The 26162-nt window shown below is 47.1% G+C and carries 14 protein-coding genes; 6 read left to right on the plus strand and 8 right to left on the minus strand.

Annotation, left to right across the window (positions count from 1 at the left end; translation table 11 throughout):
• Window positions 1–36 precede the first annotated feature (36 nt).
• Window positions 37–633 (minus strand): Uma2 family endonuclease, encoded by a 597-nt coding sequence (locus NG792_RS07220; RefSeq protein WP_261234959.1) that lies wholly within the window; start codon window positions 631–633, stop codon window positions 37–39.
• 842 nt (window positions 634–1475) lie between these two features.
• Between NG792_RS07220 and NG792_RS07225 the strand changes: the two genes are divergently transcribed.
• Complete coding sequence (locus NG792_RS07225) at window positions 1476–6902, plus strand: ATP-binding sensor histidine kinase (RefSeq protein WP_261234960.1); 5427 nt, start codon at window positions 1476–1478, stop codon at window positions 6900–6902.
• A 65-nt stretch (window positions 6903–6967) separates the two neighbouring features.
• Here the strand turns inward: NG792_RS07225 and NG792_RS07230 are convergent, their stop codons facing one another.
• Together NG792_RS07230 and topA are read right to left on the minus strand one after the other, a co-directional pair.
• Complete coding sequence (locus NG792_RS07230; protein ID WP_261196663.1) at window positions 6968–7582, minus strand: Uma2 family endonuclease; 615 nt, start codon at window positions 7580–7582, stop codon at window positions 6968–6970.
• Window positions 7583–7707: 125 nt separating this feature from the next.
• The gene (gene topA, locus NG792_RS07235) at window positions 7708–10368 is read right to left on the minus strand and encodes a type I DNA topoisomerase (protein ID WP_261196665.1); all 2661 of its coding nucleotides are present in this window, start codon (window positions 10366–10368) and stop codon (window positions 7708–7710) included.
• A 756-nt stretch (window positions 10369–11124) separates the two neighbouring features.
• Here topA and NG792_RS07240 point away from each other — a divergent pair.
• Window positions 11125–12699: an NAD(P)H-quinone oxidoreductase subunit N gene (locus tag NG792_RS07240; protein WP_261196667.1), complete on the plus strand. Its 1575-nt coding sequence runs from the start codon at window positions 11125–11127 to the stop codon at window positions 12697–12699.
• Between the two features lie 112 nt (window positions 12700–12811).
• Here the strand turns inward: NG792_RS07240 and NG792_RS07245 are convergent, their stop codons facing one another.
• Window positions 12812–13453 (minus strand): YggT family protein, encoded by a 642-nt coding sequence (locus NG792_RS07245; RefSeq protein WP_261196669.1) that lies wholly within the window; start codon window positions 13451–13453, stop codon window positions 12812–12814.
• A 1774-nt stretch (window positions 13454–15227) separates the two neighbouring features.
• Between NG792_RS07245 and NG792_RS07250 the strand changes: the two genes are divergently transcribed.
• On the plus strand, window positions 15228–17699 hold the full coding sequence (locus NG792_RS07250; protein ID WP_261234962.1) for an ATP-dependent Clp protease ATP-binding subunit: 2472 nt from the start codon (window positions 15228–15230) through the stop codon (window positions 17697–17699).
• 204 nt (window positions 17700–17903) lie between these two features.
• On the opposite strand, the gene NG792_RS07255 is transcribed toward NG792_RS07250, so the two are convergent.
• Window positions 17904–18512: a CPP1-like family protein gene (locus NG792_RS07255; RefSeq protein WP_261196673.1), complete on the minus strand. Its 609-nt coding sequence runs from the start codon at window positions 18510–18512 to the stop codon at window positions 17904–17906.
• Window positions 18513–19218: 706 nt separating this feature from the next.
• Between NG792_RS07255 and NG792_RS07260 the strand changes: the two genes are divergently transcribed.
• On the plus strand, window positions 19219–19974 hold the full coding sequence (locus NG792_RS07260) for an SDR family NAD(P)-dependent oxidoreductase (RefSeq protein ID WP_261234963.1): 756 nt from the start codon (window positions 19219–19221) through the stop codon (window positions 19972–19974).
• 45 nt (window positions 19975–20019) lie between these two features.
• On the opposite strand, the gene NG792_RS07265 is transcribed toward NG792_RS07260, so the two are convergent.
• From NG792_RS07265 to pgeF, 3 genes are all read right to left on the minus strand, one after another.
• A complete protein-coding gene (locus NG792_RS07265; RefSeq protein WP_261196675.1) occupies window positions 20020–20700 on the minus strand; it encodes a retron system putative HNH endonuclease in 681 nt (226 codons plus the stop codon).
• Window positions 20687–22021 carry an AAA family ATPase gene (locus NG792_RS07270; protein WP_261234964.1) on the minus strand — a complete coding sequence of 445 codons (1335 nt, stop codon included), beginning with the start codon at window positions 22019–22021 and terminating at the stop codon, window positions 20687–20689. Before NG792_RS07270 ends, NG792_RS07265 begins: the two co-directional genes overlap by 14 nt.
• A 314-nt stretch (window positions 22022–22335) precedes the next feature.
• Window positions 22336–23124 carry a peptidoglycan editing factor PgeF gene (pgeF, locus tag NG792_RS07275; RefSeq protein WP_261234965.1) on the minus strand — a complete coding sequence of 263 codons (789 nt, stop codon included), beginning with the start codon at window positions 23122–23124 and terminating at the stop codon, window positions 22336–22338.
• A 142-nt stretch (window positions 23125–23266) separates the two neighbouring features.
• Between pgeF and NG792_RS07280 the strand changes: the two genes are divergently transcribed.
• Complete coding sequence (locus NG792_RS07280; protein WP_261196678.1) at window positions 23267–24178, plus strand: biotin--[acetyl-CoA-carboxylase] ligase; 912 nt, start codon at window positions 23267–23269, stop codon at window positions 24176–24178.
• Window positions 24179–24257: 79 nt separating this feature from the next.
• Window positions 24258–25946 (plus strand): M23 family metallopeptidase, encoded by a 1689-nt coding sequence (locus NG792_RS07285; RefSeq protein ID WP_261234966.1) that lies wholly within the window; start codon window positions 24258–24260, stop codon window positions 25944–25946.
• Window positions 25947–26162: the final 216 nt, after the last annotated feature.

Below are 26162 nucleotides of genomic sequence, written 5' to 3' on the forward strand. Positions count from 1 at the left end.
TTTGAAATCGCAAATTCTGAATAGGCCCAAATTTTTCTAGTTTTCTGGCCTAGTTTTTGAGGCTAGTTCAAGGGTGACATTTTCATAAACTTCAGCCCAAGAGACGGTTAACTTTAAATTTTTCAAAATAAATATTTCTTCCGTAAGAGTATAAGGTAAAAAAAGCCATCCCCCTTCTTCAATCTTCCCAAAAAGTTCAAATCGCTGGTGCTTGATATTGACTAAAACATATTCTTGCCGACTGTCTAAGGTTTGGTGATCGTTGAATTTATCCCCTCGTTCAAAAGCTTCACTACTCGGAAAAAGCACTTCAATCATCAATTTAGGAAAGCGCTGATAGGTATAGTTTTCTCTGTCTTTAAGGTCACAACTAAGCAGGAAATCAGGATAATAAAAGTAGTTTCCTTGTTGCAAATAAGCGGTAACGTCAGCAATATACAAGCGGCAGTCTGTCCCCCGCAAGTGGTTACGAATCAGGGCAAACAAATTTCCCGCGATCGTTCTAGGGGTGTCTGTCGTCCCAGCAATCGTCAGAATTTCGCAATTTATATATTCATGTTTGATGGGGCTTTTAATTTCTCCTTCCAGATATTGTTCTGTGGTTAAAAAATGAGGGTCCGAAAGAGTTCTCATATTTAGGGTTCCTCAAAGTCACCTTATGGTCAAAGCGGATTAGGAACGAACCCCGGTAAAACGGGCAAGAGTCCAATCTGCCGCTAAGTGACTATCTGGATCATAACAGGGGATTGGCAGTAATCAAACGGGGGATTCATCAAACTGATCGGTCCTTAGCGACTGCTATAATTTATGACAAATCCCGGCTTTGGTTGGAATGGTGCAATTACCGGGGCTAATTGAGGAGTGACCCCCGCCTTTTCTGCCCACCCGGCTAATTAGAAACCCTAGGGTTTTATACCCGTTCAGATTGAGTAAACTGTGGTCAGCGCTGGGTGGTTTTTATCCCCTGTTAAGACTTTCGGGAAACAGTCTAGGGAATTAAATTCCCACCGGGGAAAAGTTTCCTCCCCAAAATTCTCATTTACCCCAGTGGGTGCGATCGCCTCATTTTCCTTCCTGTGAAAATGTTAAGTTTTGGTAATTTTAAGCCCCCTTGCGGTGAGTTAGCCTCGATCAGCTTGTATCATTAGAGTTAGACCACTTAAGTCTGCTTTTGTCCTTTAAACTTATAAACATCAATCCCAATCCAACGGGGTTCACCGGCTTTTATAGTTCACCCTAAAACTTCCCCAGGAGAGTAACACTAGATTTCATAGGAAAAAATGGGATAAACCTCCCTTCTTTCGGTTGTGCAAATCACTAATAAAAAGGCGTTGCCCGTGGGCGATTTATAATCACTTGTGGAACGGGTAAAGTAGGGTGGTATAGAGCAATTCTTAAATTTTTTTCTTTATTTATCAATTGTTTAGTCAGTGAATGTAGCCCTCTAAATCTTATAAATGGAGCAAAGTTAAATCATGAATATATTCGCTAATTTGCCCGGTTATCAGATTATTGAAACTTTGTACAACGGGAGTCGGACGGTAGTTTATCGAGGGATCCGGACCTGTGATCACCAATCCGTTGTCATCAAAACTTTACAAAATGAGTACCCAAATTTTAATGAAATAATTCAGTTTCGTAATCAATATGTTATAGCAAAAAATCTCACTTGTTCGGGTATTATAAAAATTATTTCCCTAGAAATATATCGGAATGGCTATGCTTTAGTTATGGAAGATTTTGGGGGAGTTTCTTTAGCTCATTATGTACGAGCTACTACGAAAAAAAATCCCAATTCTCCATCCTTTAGTTTATTAAAGTTTTTAAAAATTGCTATTCAAATCACAGAAATTATTCACGAATTACACCAGAATCGAGTGATTCATAAAGATATTAAGCCCGCCAATATTTTAATTAACCCAGAAACTGACCAAATTAAATTAATTGATTTTAGCATTTCTTCTTTGTTACCCAGAGAAGTCCAAGAAATTGAAAATACCAATGCGTTAGAAGGGACTTTAGCCTATCTCTCTCCGGAACAAACCGGCAGAATGAATCGCGGGATAGACTATCGGAGTGACTTTTATTCATTCGGAGTAACTTGTTATGAACTCTTGACGGGAAAATTACCTTTTATTTCAGAAGATGCAATGGAGTTGGTGCATTTTCATTTAGCTAAACCCCCAATTCCCATCCATGAGGTCAATCCCAGCATTCCCCTGGCTTTATCTAAAATCGTCATGAAAATGATGGCCAAAAATGCCGAAGACCGTTATCAAAGCGCATTAGGAATTAAGCAAGATTTAGAAAATTGTTTAGCGCAATTAGAACAAAGGGGGCAGATTCAGAATTTTGAAATCGGTCAGAAAGATATTAGCGATCGCTTCATTATTCCCGAAAAGCTCTACGGCAGAGAAGCGGAAGTTACTCAACTCCTAAATGCCTTTGAAAGAGTCAGCGAGGGTGCCAGTCAAATGATGCTCGTCGCTGGATTTTCCGGCATCGGCAAAACGGCAGTGATTAATGAAGTTCATAAACCCATTGTTCGGAAACGGGGTTATTTTATCAAAGGTAAATATGACCAATTTAACCGCAACATTCCGTTTTGTGCTTTTGTGCAAGCCTTTCAAGACTTAATTGAGCAGTTGCTATCTGAATCTGATACTCAACTGCAAACTTGGAAAACAAAACTGCTTGAAGCCCTGGGCGAAAATGGACAAGTTTTAATTGACGTGATTCCCGAATTGGAAAATATCATCGGAAAACAGCCATCCTCCCCAGAATTATTAGGAACTGCGGCCCAAAATCGGTTTAATCTACTGTTTCAAAAATTTGTGCAAGTTTTCACGAGCAAAGACCATCCGTTAGTGATATTTTTAGATGACTTGCAATGGGCCGATTCCGCTTCCCTTGATTTGCTAAAATTATTGATGGATGAGACCGAATATTTATTAGTCTTAGGGGCTTACCGGGATAATGAAATTTCTGCGCTCCATCCTTTTATATTAGCCCTCAATGAAATGCTCAAAAATGGAGCGACTATCGATACCATTACCTTGTCGGCCTTAAGTTCAAACAATCTCAATCAATTGGTTTCAGAAACATTAAATTCTGCGCCCTCTCTAACCGAATCTTTAACAGAATTAATTTATCAAAAAACCCAGGGTAATCCTTTTTTTGCCACTCAGTTCCTGCACGCCTTGTATGAGGATAAGCTGATTACTTTTAACCGCCATCAGTCCCCCCGGACTTCAGGACAAATTCAAGGGGGCTGGCAATGCGATATTGCCCAAGTCAAAGCCCTTGCTATTACGGATGACGTGGTAGAGTTTATGGCATTGCAATTACAAAAATTGCCGATAGAGACTCAGGATATTCTCAAACTAGCGGCTTGTATTGGGGCAGAGTTTGATTTGAATACCTTAGTCATTGTCAGCGAAAAATCCCAGGGAACGACAGCAACCGCTTTATGGCAAGCCTTGCAAAAAGGGTTAGTGATTCCCACCACCAAAATTTATAAGTTCTTTACTGAATCGGAGAGTGAGGAACTCTTCACGATTTCAGCGAATCCGACTTATCGATTTTTACATGATCGGGTTCAACAAGCGAGCTATTCTCTAATTCCTGAACCGCAAAAAAAGCAGACCCATTATCATATTGGCAAACTCCTTCAACAAAACTTGTCCCAGATAGAACAAGAGGAGAAACTATTTGATATTGTCGGACATCTGAATTTAGGACAAGAGTTAATCACTCAACCTGGAGAACGGGAAGCCTTAGCTCGGATTAACTTAGCCGCTGCGCAAAAAGCCAGGAATTCCACAGCCTATTCTGCCGCTAGAATTTTTGTGGAGATGGGACTAAATTTGCTGGATGCAGACTGCTGGCAAAGCCAATATGAATTAGCCCTGAATTGTTATGTAACTGCAACGGAACTGGCCTACTTAAATGCTGATTTTGAAGGCATGGAAGTTTTAGCAAACCGTGTTTTAGAATCGGCTAAAACCGTACTTGACCAGGTGAAGATTTATCAAATTAAAATCAGTGCTAGAACCACCCAGAATCGGATGTTAGAGGCGATCGCGATCGGTCAAAAAGCCCTCAAACAATTGGGGGTAGAGTTCTCTGCTGAACCCGATCAAGCCTTGACGGACGAAGTATTAAACAGCTTAGCGGTTCAACTTCAGGATACCCAGATTGAGGAGTTGGTTAATCTGCCGGTGATGAAGGAGCCTCAGACGATCGCCGCCGTAGAACTGTTAGCCTTATTATTTCCGCCGGTTTATCAAGCCAGTCCAGGGTTACAACCGCTGTTATGTTCCACCCTCGTGAGTCTATCCCTAAAATTTGGAAATGCACCGGCATCAACCATTGGCTATGCCAGTTATGGCATGGTGCTCTGTGCTTTTTTGGGCGAGGTAGAAAAAGGCTATCGTTTCGGACGCCTCGCACTAAGTTTACTGAATCGGTTAAATGTAAGAGAATTCAAGCCTCTCACCTTGCTCTGGTTTGGGTTTTTTCTCCAACATCGTCAAGAAGCCTTAAGAGCAACACTCCCCCATGTAAAAGAAGGTTATTTAGTGGGAATGGAAATCGGAGATTTTTTGACCGCTGGTTATAATATTGCGGTTTATTTTTATAATAATTTCTTCGCTGGTTTAGGACTAGAAGATTTGGAGGCGGAAATAGAGAGTTCCTGCGTTGTTTTAACTAAAGCCAAGCAAAATTCTCCCGTGCTTTACCTAAAAATGACCCAACAAATGCTTCAAAATTTGCTGGGAATCGCTCCAAAGCCTGAACTTTTAACGGGGACATCTTATAATGAAACTGTGATGATTTCTCAGTACCAAAAAGATAATGAAATTTCAGGGCTGGCTTATCTTTATACCTATAAGCTAATTCTGGACTATCTATTTCATCAGCCGGAAAATGCCCTCAGCTACATGGTCGAAGCTAACCAAGCTTTACAGGCCGTTTTTGGCTCCATTCACACCCCGATTTTTCATTTTTATGGGGCGCTAACTTATTTAGCGGTTTACGGTAATCAGTCAGAAACGGAGCAAGCTAATACGCTCAAAATCATAGAAAATCATCAAAATATTATTGAGCAATGGTCGCAGTATGCACCGATGAATTACCATCATAAGCTTTGTTTGATTGAAGCAGAAAAACACCGAATTTTAGGGCAGAAGTCCGAAGCTATCAACCTTTATGACCAGGCAATTACTGGCGCTAAACAAAACCAATATCTCCAAGAAGAAGCTTTAGCAAACGAACTGGCTGCTCAATTTTATTTAGATTGGGGTAAAGAAAAAGTGGCGGCAGGTTATATCCAAGAAGCATACTATTGTTATATCCAATGGAGAGCTAAAGCCAAGGTTACCGATTTAGAACAACGTTATCCCCAACTCCTCTCGCCTATCCTAGAACCACCTCACTCGACTGGCTTCTTGCCTCAAAATATCACGGGAGAAGTCATTGCAGCTCACCACACCTCTAACCGGATCTCGGAGGCGTTAGATTTGGCAAGCTTACTTAAAGCCTCTCAAGCCATTTCCAGCGAAATTCAACTCGACAAACTTTTAACAACCGTATTAGAAATCGTTATTGCCAATGCTGGGGCAAATAAGTGTGTTTTTCTCTTAAAAGAAGAGGATACTTTAAAAGTCAGAGCTTTGATAGAATTCGGCAAATCCCCTCAAATTGTGTCTTCAATTCCCCTGGAATCCAGCTTAGATGTTCCCATTACTTTAGTGAATACGGTCAAGCGGACTTTAAAACCTCTGGTCCTGACAGATGCGCGCATTAATCCTCGGTTTATGACGGATAGTTATATTCAAACATCCCAACCCAAAAGTGTGCTTTGTAGTCCGCTTCTCTATCAAGGGCAGTTGTTTGGAGTTTTATATCTGGAAAATCATCTGACGGTCGGTGCGTTTACGAGCGATCGCGTGGAAGTCCTCAGTCTCATTTGCGCTCAAGCTGCTATTTCTTTAGAAAATGCCCGCCTTTACCAAACCGCACAGCAAGCCTTAACTGAACTTAAAGAAGCACAACTCCAAATTGTGCAAAGTGAAAAAATGTCAGCCTTGGGAAACCTAGTTTCGGGAATCGCCCACGAAATCAATAATCCCGTTAACTTCTTAAGTGGAAATATTAATCCAGCCTTGGATTATATTAATGATTTGTTTGATTTACTTACTTTGTTTCAAGAAAAACATCCCAATTTAGATCCGGAAGTTCAAGAAAAAATAGAAGCCATTGAGCTGGATTATATTCAAGAAGACCTGCCCAAATTAATTGATTCTATGCGGGAAGGGGTCAAACGGATTAATGATATTAGTAATAGCCTGAGAACCTTCTCTCGCGCTGATACAGAGCATCCTGTTGCCTGCAATATTCACCAGGGGCTCGATAGCACCATGATGCTACTCAAACACCGCCTTAAATCCAATGAAAACCGCCCGGAGATTCAAGTAATTAAGGACTATAGTGATTTACCCCTCATCGAATGTTATGCCGGACAATTAAATCAGGTATTTATGAATCTTTTGAGTAATGCGATCGATGCCCTAGAAGAATCCAATCAAGGACGTAACTATGGTGAAATTGATAATCAAATTATTATCAAAACTGAACTTTCCCGGGACCAGCAACAGGTAATTATTCGGATTCAAGACAATGGGGTGGGGATGAGTGAAGCGTTGCAATCCAAAATTTTTGAGCATTTATTTACCACCAAAGCGGTGGGAAAAGGGACCGGACTAGGATTGGCGATCGCCCGTCAGATTGTCGTAGAAAAACACTCAGGGACCATAGAAGTCAATTCAACGTTAGGCCAAGGAACAGAATTTACAATTTCCCTTCCCTACTGTCCGAAATCTAAATCAGAGCAAGGCTGAATTCAACAAATAACGGCTCCTAAACCCTTAAAGAACAGCAAGCTTATTCACGATAAAACCCTAACCTAACTCGGTTCTAAATCAGGCTCCGCATTCACTTCTTCGGCTACCAAATCGACTTTATCATACAAATCAACCAATGATAGGGAGAATTCAAAGGATTGAAAGGAGACCGTTGATTCTAGGCTATCATACTCACGAAATAGCCAAGCCTGGTCCTCAGTTTTGGTGTAATGTTCAATATGGGCCGTGTATTGGTCAATCAACAAATACTCCCGAAAACTGGAAAGACTCCGATAAGCTGCAAATTTTTCATCTTTATCGTAACTGCGAGTAGACTGGGATAACACTTCCGCAATAACAATCGGATTGGTAATGGTATCTTTGCGTCCTTCCTGCAATTCTACCGGCTGACCCACAACCATCACATCAGGATAAGTATAAATTCTCCGGTCCGGAATCCAAAGGCGTTGATCGGCGATAAAGACCTGATAAGGTTGGCGTCGCAACACCAAATTTAAGGAACCAGCCAAATTCAAGGTAATTTGATTATGATTGGGAGTACCACCGGGCATCAGAACAAGGGCTCCATTACGATATTCATGACGATCCTGAGAGGCAATTTCTTGGGCTAAATATTCATCAACCGTATAGGTGCGTTGGCTGAGGGTAGAAGTCATAGCAACTCGCAGGTTAGGTTTGGTTTGATTATACCCCAAATTTAGAGGGGTATGGTCCTATTAACCCCATAAGCTATCAAAAAAGGGTGCGTTATTTTCCTCTTCACGCACCCTTAATTCAGGGGTTAACTCTTTTTCTTCGCCGTAGAAGTTGTGGATTTCTTCTTAGTTGTCCCCGTTTTTGACTTGGTGCTACTGGTTTTGGATTTGCTACTACTCTTACTCTTAGAAGTAGAGGCTTTGGCCGCCAGCAGTTCGATCGCTTGTGCCAGGGTGACATCTTCTACAGTGGTGCCTTCGGGTACAGAGGCATTGGTTTTCCCATGTTTGACATAAGGTCCGTAAGGACCGTCGTAAACGTTTACGGGTTCGTCATCTGCCGGATGTTTGCCGAGTTCCCGCAGGGGTTCTTTGGCTTTGCTGGTTTTGCTGCTACTGCGGCTTTTTTTCGGTTCGGCGAGTAACTCTAAAGCCCGCGATAGGGTGATGCTGAGGACATCATCTGCGGCTTTTAAGGATCGATATTCTTTGCCCTCTTCTTTCCCCCGATCGCACACCACATAAGGTCCAAATCGCCCTAAACTCGCTTGGATTTTCCCGCCATTTTCGGGATGAACTCCCAAGGTTCGCGGTAAGGAGAGGAGTCCCACTGCTTGTTCTACGGTCAAGTTTTCTGCGGTGACGCCTTTGGGGAAAGAAGCCCGTTTCGGTTTTTTATTCTCTTCCGTAGCTTCTCCGAGTTGGACATAAGGGCCATATTTGCCAATCAGGATATAAATCGGCAAGCCGGTATTGGGGTCGGTACCGAGTTGGTCCGGTCCCTCGGTTTTTTGCTTGAGAATCAGTTGGACTTGTTCGGGGTCCAGGTCGGAAGGGGTGAGGTCCTTGGGAATGGAGGCGGTGACGACCCCACTACCATTGTCGGCTTCAATATAGGGACCATAGCGCCCGATGCGAACTTTGGCGTCTAGGTTCTCCAATTCGACGCTACGGGCTTGGTTGGGGTCGATCGCACTTTCCTGTTGCTTGACTTGGGTTTCCAGGCCATTTTCCCCGAGATAAAACTTCTGGAGATAGGGCAACCAAGCGGCTTCTCCGGTGGAAATATCATCCAGAGTTCGTTCCATTTTCGCCGTAAAGCCCGGATCTACCAATTCAGGGAAGTATTTTTCCAACAAATCGGTGACGGCAAAGGCGGTAAAGGTGGGGACCAAGGCATTCCCTTTAAGAATGGAATAGCCGCGATCGATGATGGTACTGATGATGCTGGCGTAGGTACTGGGACGTCCGATGCCTTCGCTTTCTAGGGTTTTGACCAGGGAAGCTTCGGTATAGCGGGCCGGGGGTTGGGTTTCATGGCCGACTGCTTCGATGTTTTGGCAGTTGGGGCGATCGCCCACTTTTAACGCCGGTAAAATCACCTCTTGGTCCTCTAACGCCGCATCGGGATCGTCCGACCCTTCCACATAAGCGCGCAAAAATCCTGGGAAATCAATCCGTTTACCACTGGACCGAAATCCGGCATTCTCCACCTGCAAATCCACCACAACGATGGTTTGACGGGCATCGGCCATTTGGCTGGCGACAGTGCGTTTCCAAATCAAATCATACAGTTGTAATTCCCGTCCCGAGAGGGGAGTTTGTTGCGGGGTGCGGAAGCTGCTTCCCGCCGGACGAATCGCTTCGTGGGCTTCCTGGGCCCCTTTGCTCTTGGTGGCATATTGCCTGGGTTTGGGGCTGAGATACTCTTTCCCGTACATTTCTGCCACACAGGTCCGCGCTGCAGTGAGGGCCTGTTCTGACAGATGCACCGAGTCAGTTCTCATGTAGGTGATGTACCCATTTTCGTAGAGACTTTGGGCAATTTTCATCGTATCCCTTGCCGATAACCGCAGTTTGCGGTTGGCCTCCTGTTGGAGGGTGGAGGTGGTAAAGGGAGGGGAAGGTTTCCGGGTGGTGGGACGTTCCTCAACTTTAGCGACTTGCCAAGGTTTGCCCGTGAGTTGGGTAACCAGGGCCCTGGCTTGTGCTTCGTTGAGGAGGACGACATTGCGACCGGCGATAATTTGGCCAGTGGATTCATCAAAATCGCTACCCGTGGCAACTTTGCGATCGCCTAGAGTGACCAGTTTGGTTTCAAAGGGGGTTTTGGCCTGAACTAAGCGGGCTTTTAAATCCCAATAGGACCCTTGACGGAAGGCGCGCCGTTGCCGTTCTCGTTGTACCAACAGGCGCACCGCCACGGACTGCACCCGACCAGCAGAGAGTCCCGAGGCGATTTTTTTCCACAACAGGGGCGAGAGGGTATAACCGACCAATCGGTCTAAGATCCGCCGCGTTTCTTGGGCGTGGACCAGTTGGTGATCAATCGTGCGGCAATTGTTGAGGGCATCACGGATCGCCTCCCGGGTGATTTCGTGAAACACCATGCGCTTAATCGGCACCTTGGGCTTGAGCACTTGTTGCAGATGCCAACTAATACTTTCTCCTTCCCGGTCTTCGTCCGTTGCCAGAATCAGCTCATCGGCGTCTTTGAGAGCATCTTTGAGGGTTTTGACGACTTTTTGCTTCGTTTTGGGGATGACGTAGAGGGGCTCAAAATCGGCTTCTACATTGACCCCAAGCTGCGCCCATTTTTCCCCTTTGACTTGTTCGGGAATTTCATCGGCAGAGGAGGGCAGATCGCGCACGTGACCCATCGATGCCTCTACGCGATAGTCGTTCGGCAGGAAGTTCCGAATCGTGCGGGCTTTGGTTGGAGATTCGACGATAACGAGGGTTGACATGGCACCTTTTGGGGATAGCAGCTTTGTAGAACGTCAGCTTTAGAGCTTTTTGGGGGAGATGTCAAGGGGCATCGGGAAAGGGGGCATCAGTCTCGCTGGCATCTAGCTGGAGTCTGGCTGCCTCTGATTCAAGAGGAGGGATGCCCGGTCTTTGCAGTGGATGGCTGCCGGGGAATCCGTGCCGATCGCGATTGATATCCGATTTCGCCACCCTGATCGAGTTGCGGTATCGGGAGATGGGCCGTTCGGTCCTGGGGACTTGAGGCAGGAGGCTGAGAGTGACTTCTACCCGGACGGAGGACTTGAACGAGGCGATCGCCTCGGTTCTGGATCGCCCGGGTTCCCGATCTCCTCTATATCTATGATGGGGTTGATCAAGGGCGACTTAACATCCCACTCGGATTAGAGTTTTTTCCATCGCCGGTCCATAGCTTTGGGGAGAAGCTCCCTAAATTGACCCTAGCACAAGCGGAGAAAACCGGAGGCAAAAATGAGGAAGGGGGTGAACAAGTCGCCCATAGGACTTCGGCTTTATCCCAGGTTGCAAGGGGTTTTAGGCGTTGCTCTCAACGGAAACCCGTCCGCTCAAATGAATCAATGCCCTCAGGGATCACCGGGCTTGAGCTAGAGGAGTTGGGGCAATTCGAGGGGTTGGGGCGGATATCAAGGTAAGATGCAAGAGGTAAAGAATTCCTAATGCACGAACTGCACCAACTTGATGCTGAGTGATTGTATTGTATCTGCCCATAACTTCCTATGAACTTTGCTAATCTTGCCGCCCAGTTAAATGCTGGAATAATTTTGCCAGAGGGAATTGTGATCGTGACCCTGCTGGTGGTCCTGGTTTATGACCTGATCGTGGGGCGGGAATCACTGAAGGTGACCCCCTACATGGCGATCGCTGGTCTATTGGCGTCCCTGGTGGCGCTGGTTTATCAATGGGATGCCACGGACCCGATTTCGTTCCTCGGTGGGTTCAATGGGGACGCCATGAGCGTGATCTTTCGCGGGATTATCGCCCTGTCTGCGGTGGTTACCGTTTTGATGTCGATCCGCTATGTGGAAAACTCTGGCACCGCAATGGGCGAGTTTCTGATGATTTTGCTCACCGCAACCCTTGGAGGAATGTTCCTCTCCGGGGCAGATGAGTTGGTGATGATTTTTGTGTCTTTAGAAACCCTGAGTATTTCATCATATCTGCTCACGGGTTACATGAAGCTGGATCCCCGTTCTAATGAGGCGGCTTTAAAATATCTGCTGATTGGCGCTGCCTCTTCGGCAGTGTTTCTCTATGGGATGTCTCTGTTGTATGGACTTTCGGGAGGAGAAACTCGCTTAAGTGCGATCGCGGCTGGGATGGCGGCTTCTGGAACCGGCCCCTCCATCGGACTGGTGATTGCCCTTGTCTTTGTGATTGCCGGGATTTCTTTCAAAATCTCTGCGGTTCCCTTCCACCAATGGACCCCCGACGTTTACGAAGGCTCTCCCACCCCGGTTGTGGCGTTCTTGTCTGTGGGTTCTAAAGCAGCAGGGTTTGCCTTGGCGATTCGTCTGCTAACGACAGCCTTCCCCCTCGTCCAAGAAGAGTGGCATTTTGTATTTACCGCCCTCGCCATCCTCAGTATGGTCCTGGGTAATGTGGTGGCCCTGGCTCAAACCAGTCTCAAACGGATGCTTGCCTATTCCTCCATTGGACAAGCAGGTTTTGTGATGATTGGTTTAATTGCCAATACCGATGCCGGATATGCCAGCATGATTTTTTATCTGCTGGTTTATCTATTCATGAACTTGGGTGCCTTCACCTGTTTGATTCTCTTCACCCTCCGCACGGGAACGGATCAAATTAGCGAATATGCGGGGCTGTATCAAAAAGACCCATTGTTAACCTTGGGGTTAAGTATTTGTTTACTTTCCCTCGGTGGAATTCCTCCCCTGGCGGGATTCTTCGGAAAGATTTATCTGTTCTGGGCCGGTTGGCAAGCGGGTCTTTATGGCTTAGTGTTGCTGGGCTTATTAACCAGTGTGGTTTCGATTTACTACTACATCCGTGTTGTCAAGATGATGGTGGTTAAGGAACCGCAAGAAATGTCCGAGGCGGTCAGAAATTATCCCGAAATTAGCTGGAATTTCCGGGGAATGCGATCGCTCCAAGTGGGTTTAATCCTCACGGTGATTGCTACTTCCCTCGCTGGGATTCTGTCCAATCCCCTGTTTACGTTGGCGAATAATTCCGTTTCTAGGACTTTCATGTTGCAAGCCTCTATGGGGAAAACCGTCCCCGCTGCCACCTTAACCAGTCCGGCGGACTTGACTGCTTCCAACACCCCTTAATAAAAGCCCGTTCAATCATCAACGGTCATATTTTGTAGAGGCAATCCCGGTGGGGTTGCCTCTCTCCTATTTTTAGGGGGTTTGCTCCCACCCCACTGGGAATCAATTGGGGTTAAGTCCAAATTAATTGCAGTAACCGAATCACCAGCCAAGTCAGTAATCCATAAATTGCGATCGCAATTAAAGCGTTAATTTCAAAAGCAGAATTTCCAAAGGTTGGGGTTATAAATAGCGTTTCAAAGGGCGTGACAAAGGGAGAGGATAAGGCATAAATAAATCCGGCAAACTGGTTGTCTGGGTTAGCACCTAATAGTCGCAATACGACCCGCAAAACTAATAAAACTCCCAGTGCTCCCATGAGATAGTAAATCACTTGATTGGTCTTGCTTAAAGCCAGTCGGTGTCTAATGTCAGCAATGCGCCGTTCCTCTTCTTCTAATTGGATTCCTTCAATTCGTCGGTTGATATATTCTTCTTGTTGTCGTAAGTCCTGAAGCTGTCGGCTTAATCGCGCCTCTTCTTGTCGCAGTTCCCCCAGGTTTTGAAGGTGCCGTTCCTGTTCCCGTCGCAGTTCATCAATGGCAGGGTTCCGGGATTGTTCAGAGGGACTATACGCGCGATCGCCTCTGGGAATGCCAGGATTAGGGGGTGTTAACGGTTGTTCTGGGATTCGAGTGGGGTATTCTTCATCGGCAAGCCCGGATGGGGGTTGGGTCGCATTTTCGCGATCGGGTCGGTTATAATCTGGGTTCATCTTTTCCCTCCCTACAAAATAGTCTTAATTCCTTATGCTATCAATCTGTTTATCCCGTGAGGGCGATCGCCCCTAAAATCTCCGCCGATTTCGGCGTTGGGAAATCACGGGCTATTCGTCAGTAATGCCGCTATTGTTTCTCACATTGTGTTAAAATCGGAGATTGGCGCTATTTTGAGTTGATTGAGGGCGGGCGATATTTAGGGCGATCGTCCCAGGAATTATCCTGAATTTTATCCTCCTGCACCCACTTCAATTAGAGTCAGGTAGTCTGATCTCATGTTTGCTCGCTCTCCCACACTACCCTAACCGCCTTTCCCCCCGAACCACCCCTCCTCAGACCCTCCTCTAAGAGGAGAGGGAGAAGTGGGTATTTTAAGTATAAAAAATATAATTAAGCGAACTCTAAAAAATAAAATCTTCTCTCAGAGATCCCCCCAACCCCCCTTTCCAAGGGGGGCTTTTCCAATTCTGCCAAACCTATAATGCAAAACTTTTTTTAGGAAAATTCCTAATTAAATCCAAACCAGACTTCGTTTTATGTAAAGATAGAAAAGATTTTGCAATTTTTAGACTGGCCGCGCCAACTTGAATGAGTATTTTAGGTAAAGGTTTCGTCCAACCGGATTAACTCAATATTTTTGCAGAACAGATAATGCCTTTTGAGGTATTCAGAAATTGTTTGAGCCTGATTGATATTTGTAAAGGGAATTTCTCAGGCTAACCGGGCAAAACGAGCTAAGTCGGAAAGGTTTAAAAGGGCGAATCCTTGAGGGACCGAATCCGGTAAATAAATCCTTGTAAACGAAAGTCGTAAACCCCCGAACAAGTTTGGCGAAGTTCGTTAAATCAATAGATCCCAGGGGTTGACATTTCATCTCAATGGCAATCCTTTACAATAGACTTCTTGCAAAATTATAAAAAGCCGATTGGCGTTACCAAGGGGGGGAAAGGGGGAACAATCGGTTATTTTGCAAGAGGTTTAATAAATCCCTTTGAATGGGTAGCCCAAAAGTGAGCCCAGAGCAAAATTTTAGTCATCGCTGTTGTCTTCGGGAAGGAACTCTAAAGGACTGTGATCACCGGAGTGGGGATTCGGTATCCCTCGCGGTGACCCGGGTTGGGTTGGGTTGGGTCCCTTCAGGGCGGAAATATTCCGAGTTTTAAGGATTGAAGTTATTGAGGAATAAGGGATTAAGGTTTGTTTACCCCGGGAAAAAAGGGGGCCCACATCTGATGCATCCCTTTGGCAAGGGGAGGGGACTGGAAGTGGACAACCCGGTTTGGGAGTACATAGCCCTAATCCGGGACGCGAGCGATCGCCGGACCATCCCAGAACACCAAAACTTTGCCCAGTCCAAAAGCGGTAGCACGAAAACGAAGAGTTTTGCTATGCTTAAGGTCAAAGTACCAAAGGGATGGCGGGATATTGACTCAAAGCCAACGGGCTTCGGCCTTCAAATCCTCCTTCCGATCCCCTTCCGAATCCCCTGCTTTTCTCAAGAGTCGAGAGTTAACGATTGCGATACCCAAACGCACAGTATAACTCAAAACTCGTAACTAGGGCAACTCCTCTAGGACAGAGAGATTAAAGGGTTCAGAGATGGTGGAATGCTTCTGAAGGTGCTATTCAAACCATAACGGTGAGGAAATTACCAGGGACTTGAGCTACTCAAAAGAATACTCTTGAGGGGCGATGTGCTTGTAGTTTTATCTCAGTTAGGGTAGAAAGCAGGTTCTTACGCGCCAAATGTGTCGGTAAAGGGATTAAGCCATGTTTGAACGCTTCACAGAAAAAGCTATTAAAGTGATTATGCTGGCCCAGGAGGAAGCACGCCGCCTGGGACATAACTTCGTCGGTACCGAACAGATCCTCCTGGGTCTCATCGGAGAAGGTACCGGGGTTGCAGCAAAAGTGCTCAAGTCAATGGGGGTTAATCTCAAAGATGCCCGCATTGAAGTCGAAAAAATTATTGGTCGCGGTTCCGGTTTCGTGGCAGTGGAAATTCCGTTTACGCCTAGAGCCAAGCGGGTTCTGGAGCTTTCACTAGAAGAAGCGCGTCAACTGGGCCATAACTACATCGGCACTGAACACCTGCTACTGGGATTGATTCGCGAAGGCGAAGGAGTGGCAGCTAGGGTCCTAGAAAACCTGGGGGTTGACCTCTCGAAAGTCCGCACGCAAGTGATTAGGATGCTGGGAGAAACCGCTGAGGTGACCTCTGGAGCCAGCAACGCCCGGACCAAGACTCCCACCCTGGATGAGTTTGGGGCGAATTTGACCCAAATGGCTGCCGAAGGCAAGCTGGATCCGGTTGTGGGGCGTCAGAAAGAAATTGAACGGGTGATCCAGATTCTGGGTCGTCGGACTAAGAATAACCCGGTGCTGATTGGGGAACCGGGGGTGGGTAAAACGGCGATCGCCGAAGGATTGGCCCAACGGATTGCCAACAACGACGTGCCGGATATCCTGGAAGATAAGCGGGTCGTCACCTTAGATATCGGGTTACTGGTCGCCGGAACCAAATATCGAGGCGAATTTGAAGAACGCCTGAAGAAAATTATGGATGAAATCCGCTCGGCGCGGAATGTCATCCTGGTCATTGATGAAGTGCATACCCTGATTGGGGCCGGTGCAGCCGAAGGGGCGATCGATGCGGCAAACATCCTCAAACCGGCCTTAGCCCGGGGTGAATTGCAATGTATCGGGGCGACCACTTTAGATGAGTATCGCAAACATATCGAGCGGGATGCGGCCTTAGAACGCCGATTCCAGCCGGTGATGGTGGGCGAACCGACGGTGGATGAAACTATTGAGATTCTGTTTGGTTTGCGCGATCGCTACGAGCAACACCACAAACTGAAAATCTCCGATGAAGCCCTGGAGGCTGCCGCCAAACTGTCCGATCGCTACATTAGCGATCGCTTCTTACCCGATAAGGCGATCGACTTGGTAGATGAAGCCGGTTCCCGGGTGCGGTTGATTAACTCCCAACTGCCTCCAGCAGCGAAAGAACTGGATAAAGAACTGCGGCAAGTGCTCAAAGAAAAAGACGATGCCGTGCGTTCTCAGGACTTTGACCGCGCTGGAGAACTGCGCGATCGCGAAATGGAGATTAAAGCCGAAATCCGCTCGATCGCCAGTAACAAAAAAACCGGCGTCAGCGACAGCAGCGAACTCTCCCCCGTCGTCACCGAAGAAGACATCGCCCAAATCGTCGCCAGTTGGACCGGCGTTCCGGTGAACAAACTCACCGAATCCGAATCCGAGAAACTGATGCACATGGAAGACACCCTGCATCAGCGTCTCATCGGTCAAGAAGAAGCCGTAAAAGCCGTCTCCCGCGCCATTCGTCGCGCCCGGGTCGGCCTGAAAAACCCCAACCGCCCGATCGCCAGCTTTATCTTCTCCGGTCCTACCGGCGTCGGTAAAACCGAACTGACCAAAGCCCTCGCGTCTTACTTCTTCGGTTCAGAAGAAGCCATGATTCGCTTGGATATGTCCGAGTACATGGAACGCCACACGGTGTCCAAACTCATCGGGTCACCTCCGGGTTATGTCGGGTATAACGAAGGCGGACAACTGACCGAAGCTGTTCGGCGTCGTCCCTACACCGTGGTGCTGTTCGATGAAATCGAAAAAGCTCACCCCGACGTCTTCAATATGCTCCTGCAAATCCTCGAAGACGGACGCCTCACCGATGCCAAAGGTCGCACGGTAGACTTCAAAAATACCTTGCTGATTATGACCTCGAACATTGGGTCTAAAGTCATTGAAAAAGGTGGCGGTGGACTCGGATTTGAATTCTCGGAAAACCAAGCTGATGCACAGTACAACCGCATTCGCAGCTTAGTCAATGAAGAACTCAAAAACTACTTCCGTCCGGAATTCCTCAACCGTCTGGATGAAATTATCGTCTTCCGTCAGTTGGTCAAGGACGAAGTGAAGTTAATCTCGGAAATTATGCTGAAAGAAGTCTTCAGCCGCTTAACCGAGAAAGGAATTACCTTACAAGTCACCGATCGCTTTAAAGAACGGTTGATTGAAGAAGGTTACAACCCAGCTTATGGTGCGCGTCCTCTGCGTCGTGCCATTATGCGTCTGTTAGAGGACGTTTTAGCCGAGGAAATCCTCTCGGGTCGGGTTAAAGATGGGGAGACGGCGATCGTAGACATCGGCGAAGAAGGTCAAGTGATTGTCCGACCCGGTGAACAGCGTGAACTCCTGCCTCAAGCGGCGGAATAGGTTTGTAAAAACCCGCACCCTGAAGGGTGGGGCTACAGGAACAAAGCCCGCCTGCGCGGGCTAAGATCGAACCAACTTGAGACAACTGCATGGAGTATTAAGGGTTAAACGACTGCTCCTGATACCCATTTCAAAGCCTCACAAAAAAGGTAGAGAATTCCATTATTCTCTACCTTTTTTATTTGAGTATTCAGGGTGAGCAGATTACCGTAAAAAACTACTAACCAACCACAATACAAAAAAGGTAAAACTCGCGGCTAAACCATCGGCAGGGAACAGCACACCCAAACTGGTTAACCAACTGCCTAGGGGCGCACCAATCAGTAATCCCCCCAGCAAGGCAATCACGGTGATCGCCAAAGCACGACCGAATTTCTTTTCTTTACGATTGAGAAAATAAAGACCTACACCAACGCCCAGTGCTAATGCTAAAGGTGCGGAAGCGGGTTGCAATAAACTCAAAAGACTCAAGGCAAAAAAACCTCCCGCAGGCCAGATAATATCAGACCGGGAGGGGGTATCTAACAGTCCTTGTAACCAAGCTGGACCCTCTTTTGTCGGCGTTGGGGGTGCAGCAGGCATGGTGCGGACTTCCCGTTCAGCAAAGCGAATCCGTTCCGGGACTTTAATTTTGCCCTCTTGACGCTGCCGCAGACGCTGCATCAGAATTTCATCATAAGCTGCTTCAATGAGATCAATTTGTTTGCGATCGCCACTATGCAGTTCGCTCATGCGAGTGCGGGCTTCTTGGATTTCCTCAAACGAAGCGTTTTCTGAGACTCCTAACTGTTCGTAGCAACTTAATTCGCTCATCTGATTTTTTTCTACCTCTTATTTAAACTACCATTAACGGTCACCTGTCCACAAGTCCCTAGCTTTAATCACCCGGACCCGAGTCAAGCGACTTAAAATAAAGACTTGTAGACCCAATCATGATTATATTTTTTCCGAGATTGCGTGGCAAAATCGGGGATGAACTGGGGCGTTGCAAAGAGTCCCTCTGTCAAATCGAGCCACCATCGAAAAATGGGTGTTCCCTGGGAGTAATTACTAGAATAACGTGACTGCTTTCGCCTCTTTAACTGGGGCGATCGCAGACATTCCCTAGACAATCTGCCCAATGGTGTCTCAACTGTAACCTAACCCCCCAGATATTGGGCATTCCTCTTTAGTGTATCTTGCCCATCTGTGCCTCAGAGATATCCCCTCCTCTGCGCCAGTTGCACAGGGGATCACCCAGAGGGCGATCGCGAATTCAGCAGGGGTCAGGGGTCATGCCGTCTCAACGCGAGCTCCGAGTTCACACCCTTTGTCAAGACATACGCATATATTCCCCTATCCGCCTTCCCAGGGCCAGTCTAGGTCCTGAATGCCTGAATCAATCACTCTCCATCAAGACAATGAGCTTTTTGGGTGAAAACTAGCGGCTATCAAACCCCCATTTTGTCCCAAAGCTAGAACAAATTTCTCCTACGAGTTGCGCTTCAATATTAATAATACCCATCCGATGAACTCAACTATGAATCAATCCCAGAATGCTTTGATTATTGGTGCCAGTCAAGGAATCGGACTGGGGTTTGTGAAGAAATGCTTAGAAACCCCGAGTATTTCTACCGTTTTTGCCAGCTATCGCCATCCCGACACTGCCGCCGAATTATTAACCCTGAGTCACCAACATTGCGATCGGCTAATTTGCATACCAATGGACATCACTGACGAAATACAAATTCAAGAGGCAACGGCTCAAATTCAGCAACATACCGATTCCCTCCATTTCGTCATTAATTGCGTCGGATTGTTACATGATTCCACCTTGCAACCGGAAAAAAGTTTGAGGCAAATCAACTCAGAAAACTTAATGCGGTACTTTCAAGTCAATAGCATCGGGGCCGTCTTATTAGCTAAACACTTACTCCCCCTATTGCAACATAATCAGCGCAGTATTTTCGCCACCATTTCCGCCAAAGTTGGCAGCATCGGCGACAATAAACTCGGGGGTTGGTATGGATATCGCGCCTCAAAAGCTGCTTTAAATATGCTCATGAAAACTGTGGCGATCGAATACCCCCGCAAAGGTGCAAATGCGATCGTCATCACCCTCCATCCCGGCACCACCGACACCCGCTTATCCAAACCCTTCCAGCGCAACGTCCCCCCAGAAAAATTATTCTCCATAGAAAAAACCGTCTCTCAACTCTGGAGTGTTTTAGAGAACCTAGAACAAACCGATACAGGGGAGTTTTTCTCCTGGGATGGAACTCGTTTACCTTGGTGAATTTATAACCTCTTAATTTTACGGCACAGCACAAGTGATAATTTTTTACTGGATATATCGAGGCAAAAGTTGCTCAAAAACAAAGCAAAATTCTTGAAGTTTCCCCCCTGAATTAGGCTTGTCAATAATTGTCAATAGCGCTTTAGCCTCTCGCTGACTTAGTTCCTTCGTTTTGCGTTTACTGCTAAAGCCAAAGAAACCCACAATTGCTCTGTAACGCCTTTTTTGTAACGGGTTAGCATTTAATTCTAGGATATCAATCGTTGTATTAGCAGCCGTGTCATTCTCCTGAGAGGGAGAAACTTTACCACCCCATCCATAGATAAATCTTCTTTCACAATCTTCTTGACAGGGTGAAACAAATTGTTCCTCATTCCACCATCCTCCTTTGATTGGCGCACCATAACCATGAGAGACATCGCCGCCATCTTTTGGGAAGCAAGCGACCATATTGCGATATTCAACATCCTCTAAATAGGTCTTTCCTGGATTGGGGACTGTTCTACATACGGATTGAGGCTTAATATGTTCAATATGAGAATCTTCCTCAGATATGCTTACCCCGGTATAAGCACAAAGAAATCCCTGTTCTTTTAACAGATGATTTTTTAAAACTGTATGTGCTTCTTTTCCTTGGAGTGCTGCATAACTACAGTCTAGCCCTTCATTTTCCTTGAGCCACTCTAAAAATTCTCTAGGGGGATGGGTTTTTCTAATCCGTTTCATAGTCTTTTAAGAGTTCAAGTCTATCTAAAAATGAAGTAGCTTCTTGCAGTTCAGGAAAGTCCCCCACTTTTTGGTTGAGGGTTTGAATCAGTTCTCTAGCTTGGGAATAGTTCTCGGCATCAATTGTATCAAATATTTGCTCTAAATCCTCTTCGATTTTAATATCTCTGGCTGAGGCTCCCATGAGATTTTGTAAAATCCATGAGCTATCCATTCCTAATCCTTGCTTAGGGGTAATGGTACAGATTTTACCTGTATTGTCTTCATAGAGAATCCGTAGACATTCCGGTTCAATTTGACCAATAACTTGGGGGGAATGGGTGGTGCAAACAAATTGAATAGAAGGAAAGGTGGTTTTCAGGTCATTAACAACCCGCCGCTGCCATTTAGGGTGGAGATGCACATCAATCTCATCAATCAGGACTAACCCCGGTGTTTGTTGCAGAATAGGGGGAATTATTTCGGGATTAGGGTCCACGACTTCGGACAAAAATTTAGTATTTTGGTTGACGACTTTGATGGCAATATCAGCAATTAGAGCAACCATCATTTTTTGTCCTGCACTGAGGTTGCTGAAGGGGATGGGTTCATTTTCCAAAGAAACGACGATTTCAGCCCGATCGCCATCAAACCAAAGGTCATCCGCTCCAGGAATGCAGCGTAAAATGGCCCATTTAACAACATCATAGCTAGGGCGCATTTTTCCACGCTGTAAAGCTGCGATCGCCTCTTTCTGGAACCAAGTTTGCAAGTCAGCCAGTCTAATTCGTTCTTCAAAGCACTCATAAAAAGCATCCCATCTGCGAGAAATCTCTTGCTCCAATTTTGCGGTTTTGCGCTTCGTGTTAGAAGGTAGCCAAGTTCGACCCGCTCCATAATAACCAATCACCGGGAACCAAATCATTTCGCCTAATTGATCTCTTTTAAAAAGGCTGCTAATAAAATCTATAACTTGTTTGGCTTCTGCATTTGATGTTCGAGAACCGTTTGAGTAAATTTTTCTACACCATTCATAGGAACAATCATTAATATATCCTAGGGCTTTAACTTCAACGGGTTTATATTCAATAAATAGGGTAACTCCCGCTGCTTTTATAGCTTGCAAGCGAATCTCATTCCGCAATATATTCCTTTTGCTATGAGAAAGAGTGCTATCCGGTGGATTGACCAGCCATACGCCAGCCGCAATTGCCAATGCATCTAATAGGCTGGTTTTACCCGTCCCATTGTCGCCTATGAGTAGGGTGAATTGGGGATGAAGTTTTAACTTATAATAGGAAAACTTTTTAAAATTATAGATAATTAATTCATCAATTCTCATGGTTTTGCAATTTTAGGTTGAAAAATCAAAATTATAGCATAGATTACCGATATTATTCTCTAACCTCTAAGAGTAAAACCCTGTGGATTAATTCGAGTCAGTCGAATCGGGGGGAGAGGCTAACACGACTGAGAAAAATTATTCCATGTATTGAGGTTCAAAGTTGATGCAGAACCTCTATCGCTGGAGGGGCAATTCACAAAATATGCCCCTCCATTTCAGATTACCTATCCCAAGAAAGCGTCAGTTCGGGGACAGTTTTTTGTAGGCTTTGGTGGAGTACAATCCTAGGTCACAAGTCAAAAAAAACTGAATTACTGTGAAATAATTCCTGACCATTGGACTTTTTTGAGTCCGTCTCGACGGTAGGAAAAGAAGTTTTCGGGGTCTTGATAGGTGCAATGGGGGGAAATGGCAACTTGTTCGGAAGTTATCCCCAATTGCTCTAACTGTAACTCAATGGTTCTTCGGACATCTAGCCGTGCTTTTCCGGGTTCGGAATCAGGTAAGATGGGGGAATTATCGAAGTCTTGAATAGTTTTTAAAATGTCTTCAGGATTGTCTAAATCAACGAGACTGGCACAGGTTTGGATGGCAACTTCGGTGTTGACTTGATACACTGGGCCGGAAATGGCGGGCCCGATCGCCACTCGTAATTGCTCTAACTGACTCCCTTGGTTCACCATTTGGGCGATCGCCACCGCCACGATATTTGTCGCAGTTCCTCGCCATCCCGAATGCAACGCCGCCACCTGTCCCGTTTGCATATCCCCAATCAATACCGGCGAACAATCTGCACTACAAACCCAGATTGCCTCCTTGGACCCTGCACTCATCAACCCATCCGCCTCTGGTTTCTGTGGTGTATCCTCTTCTAACCCTTCTTCCCGAACCTGGGGGGTCAAAGTCTGGGTACTTAACACCACATTCCCATGCACCTGTTTGACGCGATACACCGAGGCGGTGGGTTGCAACACCTCCACCAACTCCTCGGGCGATCGCGGCCAAAATTGCTGAGTAAAAAACCCGTGAGCCCAAGGTTCCAGTAAACTACAAGTCAAATAGGGCAGTCCGTTCCAATTCCGCCAGCGCCAAGTATGCATCTTTGGTTTGAAGATAAATAATTAATCAAGGAGTGATTCAGGGGAGGAGCGACCGCCTCAGACTACAATCCCAACTGGAAAAAATCCCAAAAATTTTCAGCCTGTATTCGCATTTTATGCTACCTTAGACCACGGACTCTTTATGCGAACCGCTCCTGTGGGCCTGAATCAAGACTGCATAGAAAATATTCTGCGGTGTCTGCGATCGCAGCACCCGGTTAATCCTGGAATGAGTGACGGAGGTTTCGCCTCATTACCGTCCTTGTCTCCCTCATCCCTTGACTTTTCTATCCACATCTTGGAGCAAGTCTCCTCCACCAATGAAACCCTTTGGACCCTCCTAGCTGCCGGTGCACCCCCTGGAACGGTAGTCATCGCCACCCGTCAAACTGCGGGAAAAGGACAGCGCGGACGCCAGTGGGACTCATCACCGGGGGGTCTTTATCTCTCCCTAGCCCTAACCCCGAACCTCAATGCTCGGGATGCACTACTGCTGACCCTTTGTAGCGCTTGGGGACTGGCAACCACGTTGCGCGCCTACAATATCCCAGTCAGCCTAAAATGGCCTAACGACTTGATTCTGGAGGGCTACAAATTGGGGGGCATCCTCACCGAAACCAAAATCCATCAGGGACAAATTACTAAAGCAGTCGTCGGAGTGGGCATTAATTGGTCCAACCCAGTCCCCGAAACCGGGATTAATCTCCAAACCTTCCTTGGCGATCGCCCTGATCCTGGGATCACCTCTCTGGAAATGTTGGCCGCCCTAACCCTGTGGGCCGTCGCCTCCGGATATCAAACGTTTAATGAGAAAGGAGTAGGGACTTTACTGCCATCCTACCAAAACCTGATGGTGGGCATCGGTCAACCCCTTGCCGTAGAAGGTTCGGCAGGGATTGTCCTAGGCGTCAGCAATACCGGAGAACTGCGCGTTCGTCTGAACCGATCGCCGGTACCCGATCCTAACTGTACTTTTACAAGTGCTTCTACTACCGAAGAAATTGAGTTGATGCCCGGTACAATTAACCAGGGGTATCCCATTCTCAGGGCCTAACTGCGCGGTGTTTGCTGTGTAGAACCCTGCTTTGAAACCGTTAATCCTTCTAGGAATCTATAGCGAAGAGCGAATTAAAATGAGCCAGCGAAATCAATTTTCCCGCACTCCTTTAAGTATTATTTGTCAGGTTTCTCTCCTGGTGCAGGGACTCGCGTTGATTCCCTCCCTCAGCGTGATCGGTGGAGACACAGATGCTAATGCGCAGACTCCATCGGATGCAGCAGACCCTTTTGGTCAAGCTGAAATGGCCCCCCCGCCCATTGAATCACGGCCCTCGGAACCGGAAGTCTCCACGGGCGCGAAACTCTTACAACCCTTACAAGGTGCTGATTATCCAGCTTCGGAACGGGTTGAGAAAACCCCTGCTGACCCTGAGTTTGCCGAGGATGCCTCTCCAGACCCCTTAGATAGTGCCGGGGTGAGCCCTTGGTCTCCTGAATCGGACTCAGCCGAGCAGACCCTGATGGCGCAACCGGACCCGATTGGAGGATACAGACGAGAGGCGATCGCCCCACCGGAAGATTACCCGACCCCGGAAACAGCCAACGGGGAACCAACCCTCCAAAACATCCACCAAAGCAATCTTTACGTCGATCCCACGGAGTATAGTCTCCCCTCCCCCAATAATGCCCCCGCTGCTGAAGCGAGTGCCGTAGCGACACAGACACCGGAAGAGTCGGACTCCTCCAGTGCGATCGCACCCCCTCCACCGGAAGTCGTAGAAGAGGGGGCCTGGGTTGAAAAACCCCTCCCCCAAGCATCTCAGGAGATGGAAGAGCATCGTTACGCCGAGGATCAGCTACCGGTTCCGGCATCCATTCAGCAAGCCCAACAGGCGAACCTTTACAGTCCCGCCTTACAACCCCTGGAACCCCCGGCGATCGCTGCTCCAGTGGGCGCTTCCTCTGCACAACCTGAACCCGTTTACTATCCAGAACCCGAAGCCTCCTACGCCACACTGTCCCAAGTCCCAGTTAGGACTAGCCCTGTCTACCCGGACGCCTCCGTTCAAGCTGACATTGACGGCATCCACTATCGCACCAAAGCCGCTGCCCGTAACTTTGACTGGAAACGCCTGGGACGGTCCTCGGGTCGTCAGGGGAACGGCAACACTAACATGATCTTCCCCCTGGCAATTCCGGCGGAAATTACCTCCTTATTTGGCTGGCGGAACCATCCAATTTTTGGAGATAGCCGTTTCCACTCCGGTATGGACTTCGGTGCACCGACTGGAACTCCCGTTGTCGCTGCCTATAGCGGGACCGTCTCCATTGCCGATTGGATGGGAGGGTATGGTCAAACTGTGGTCCTGCAACACCAGAATTCCACCCTGGAAACTCTGTATGCTCACCTCTCCAATATCTTTGTCCAACCCGGAGAAGTTGTGGAACAGGGTCAAGTCATTGGAGAAGTCGGCAGTACCGGAAACTCCACGGGCCCTCACCTCCATTTTGAACTGCGCGAGTTAACTCCTGAAGGGTGGAGGGCAATGGATCCAGGCACTCAAATGGAATATGCTCTAGCACAATTCATTCGCTCTTTAGAGACGGCCCCCCAAATAGCCACTCCTGCTTCGGAGAACTCCATGCTCACGACTCTACCGTCTTTAGAGATGCCTGCACCCCCGCCCCCCCTGGCCTTGTTGAACTCTCCCATCAATCTGGAAACGGCTTCAACAACCTTACTGGATGTTCCTAGCGCCCCCCCAGTCCCCCTCCCTCCGGTTCCAGTCACCTTAGAGGTGACTATTCCCGCTGCGGAGTAACCCTCTTTTGTTTGGAGTAACGACAGCCGGTGGTTACTCCAAACTGGGGTTTGCGATCGCTGTTTTTTTAGGCGATCGCCCCATTGGGAACTGGGTTTATTTTCCCTAAAACTCCCGAGAACAACTGAGGTTATTCGTTACTACAAACTGGGGAACGACTCGTTTTGGCTTAAGAATTCTTTACAGCGTCGGCTAAAAAAAAATAGGCATCAGGGC

This window comes from Laspinema olomoucense D3b (genome assembly GCF_025370785.1).
Lineage (GTDB): Bacteria > Cyanobacteriota > Cyanobacteriia > Cyanobacteriales > Laspinemataceae > Laspinema > Laspinema olomoucense.

Bases quoted from the DNA above. Each gene is read 5' to 3' on its own strand.
- NG792_RS07220 (WP_261234959.1), bottom strand. From the start codon at position 633: ATGAGAACTCTTTCGGACCCTCATTTTTTAACCACAGAACAATATCTG.
- NG792_RS07225 (WP_261234960.1), top strand. From the start codon at position 1,476: ATGAATATATTCGCTAATTTGCCCGGTTATCAGATTATTGAAACTTTG.
- NG792_RS07230 (WP_261196663.1), bottom strand. From the start codon at position 7,582: ATGACTTCTACCCTCAGCCAACGCACCTATACGGTTGATGAATATTTA.
- topA (WP_261196665.1), bottom strand. From the start codon at position 10,368: ATGTCAACCCTCGTTATCGTCGAATCTCCAACCAAAGCCCGCACGATT.
- NG792_RS07240 (WP_261196667.1), top strand. From the start codon at position 11,125: ATGAACTTTGCTAATCTTGCCGCCCAGTTAAATGCTGGAATAATTTTG.
- NG792_RS07245 (WP_261196669.1), bottom strand. From the start codon at position 13,453: ATGAACCCAGATTATAACCGACCCGATCGCGAAAATGCGACCCAACCC.
- NG792_RS07250 (WP_261234962.1), top strand. From the start codon at position 15,228: ATGTTTGAACGCTTCACAGAAAAAGCTATTAAAGTGATTATGCTGGCC.
- NG792_RS07255 (WP_261196673.1), bottom strand. From the start codon at position 18,512: ATGAGCGAATTAAGTTGCTACGAACAGTTAGGAGTCTCAGAAAACGCT.
- NG792_RS07260 (WP_261234963.1), top strand. From the start codon at position 19,219: ATGAATCAATCCCAGAATGCTTTGATTATTGGTGCCAGTCAAGGAATC.
- NG792_RS07265 (WP_261196675.1), bottom strand. From the start codon at position 20,700: ATGAAACGGATTAGAAAAACCCATCCCCCTAGAGAATTTTTAGAGTGG.
- NG792_RS07270 (WP_261234964.1), bottom strand. From the start codon at position 22,021: ATGAGAATTGATGAATTAATTATCTATAATTTTAAAAAGTTTTCCTAT.
- pgeF (WP_261234965.1), bottom strand. From the start codon at position 23,124: ATGCATACTTGGCGCTGGCGGAATTGGAACGGACTGCCCTATTTGACT.
- NG792_RS07280 (WP_261196678.1), top strand. From the start codon at position 23,267: ATGCGAACCGCTCCTGTGGGCCTGAATCAAGACTGCATAGAAAATATT.
- NG792_RS07285 (WP_261234966.1), top strand. From the start codon at position 24,258: ATGAGCCAGCGAAATCAATTTTCCCGCACTCCTTTAAGTATTATTTGT.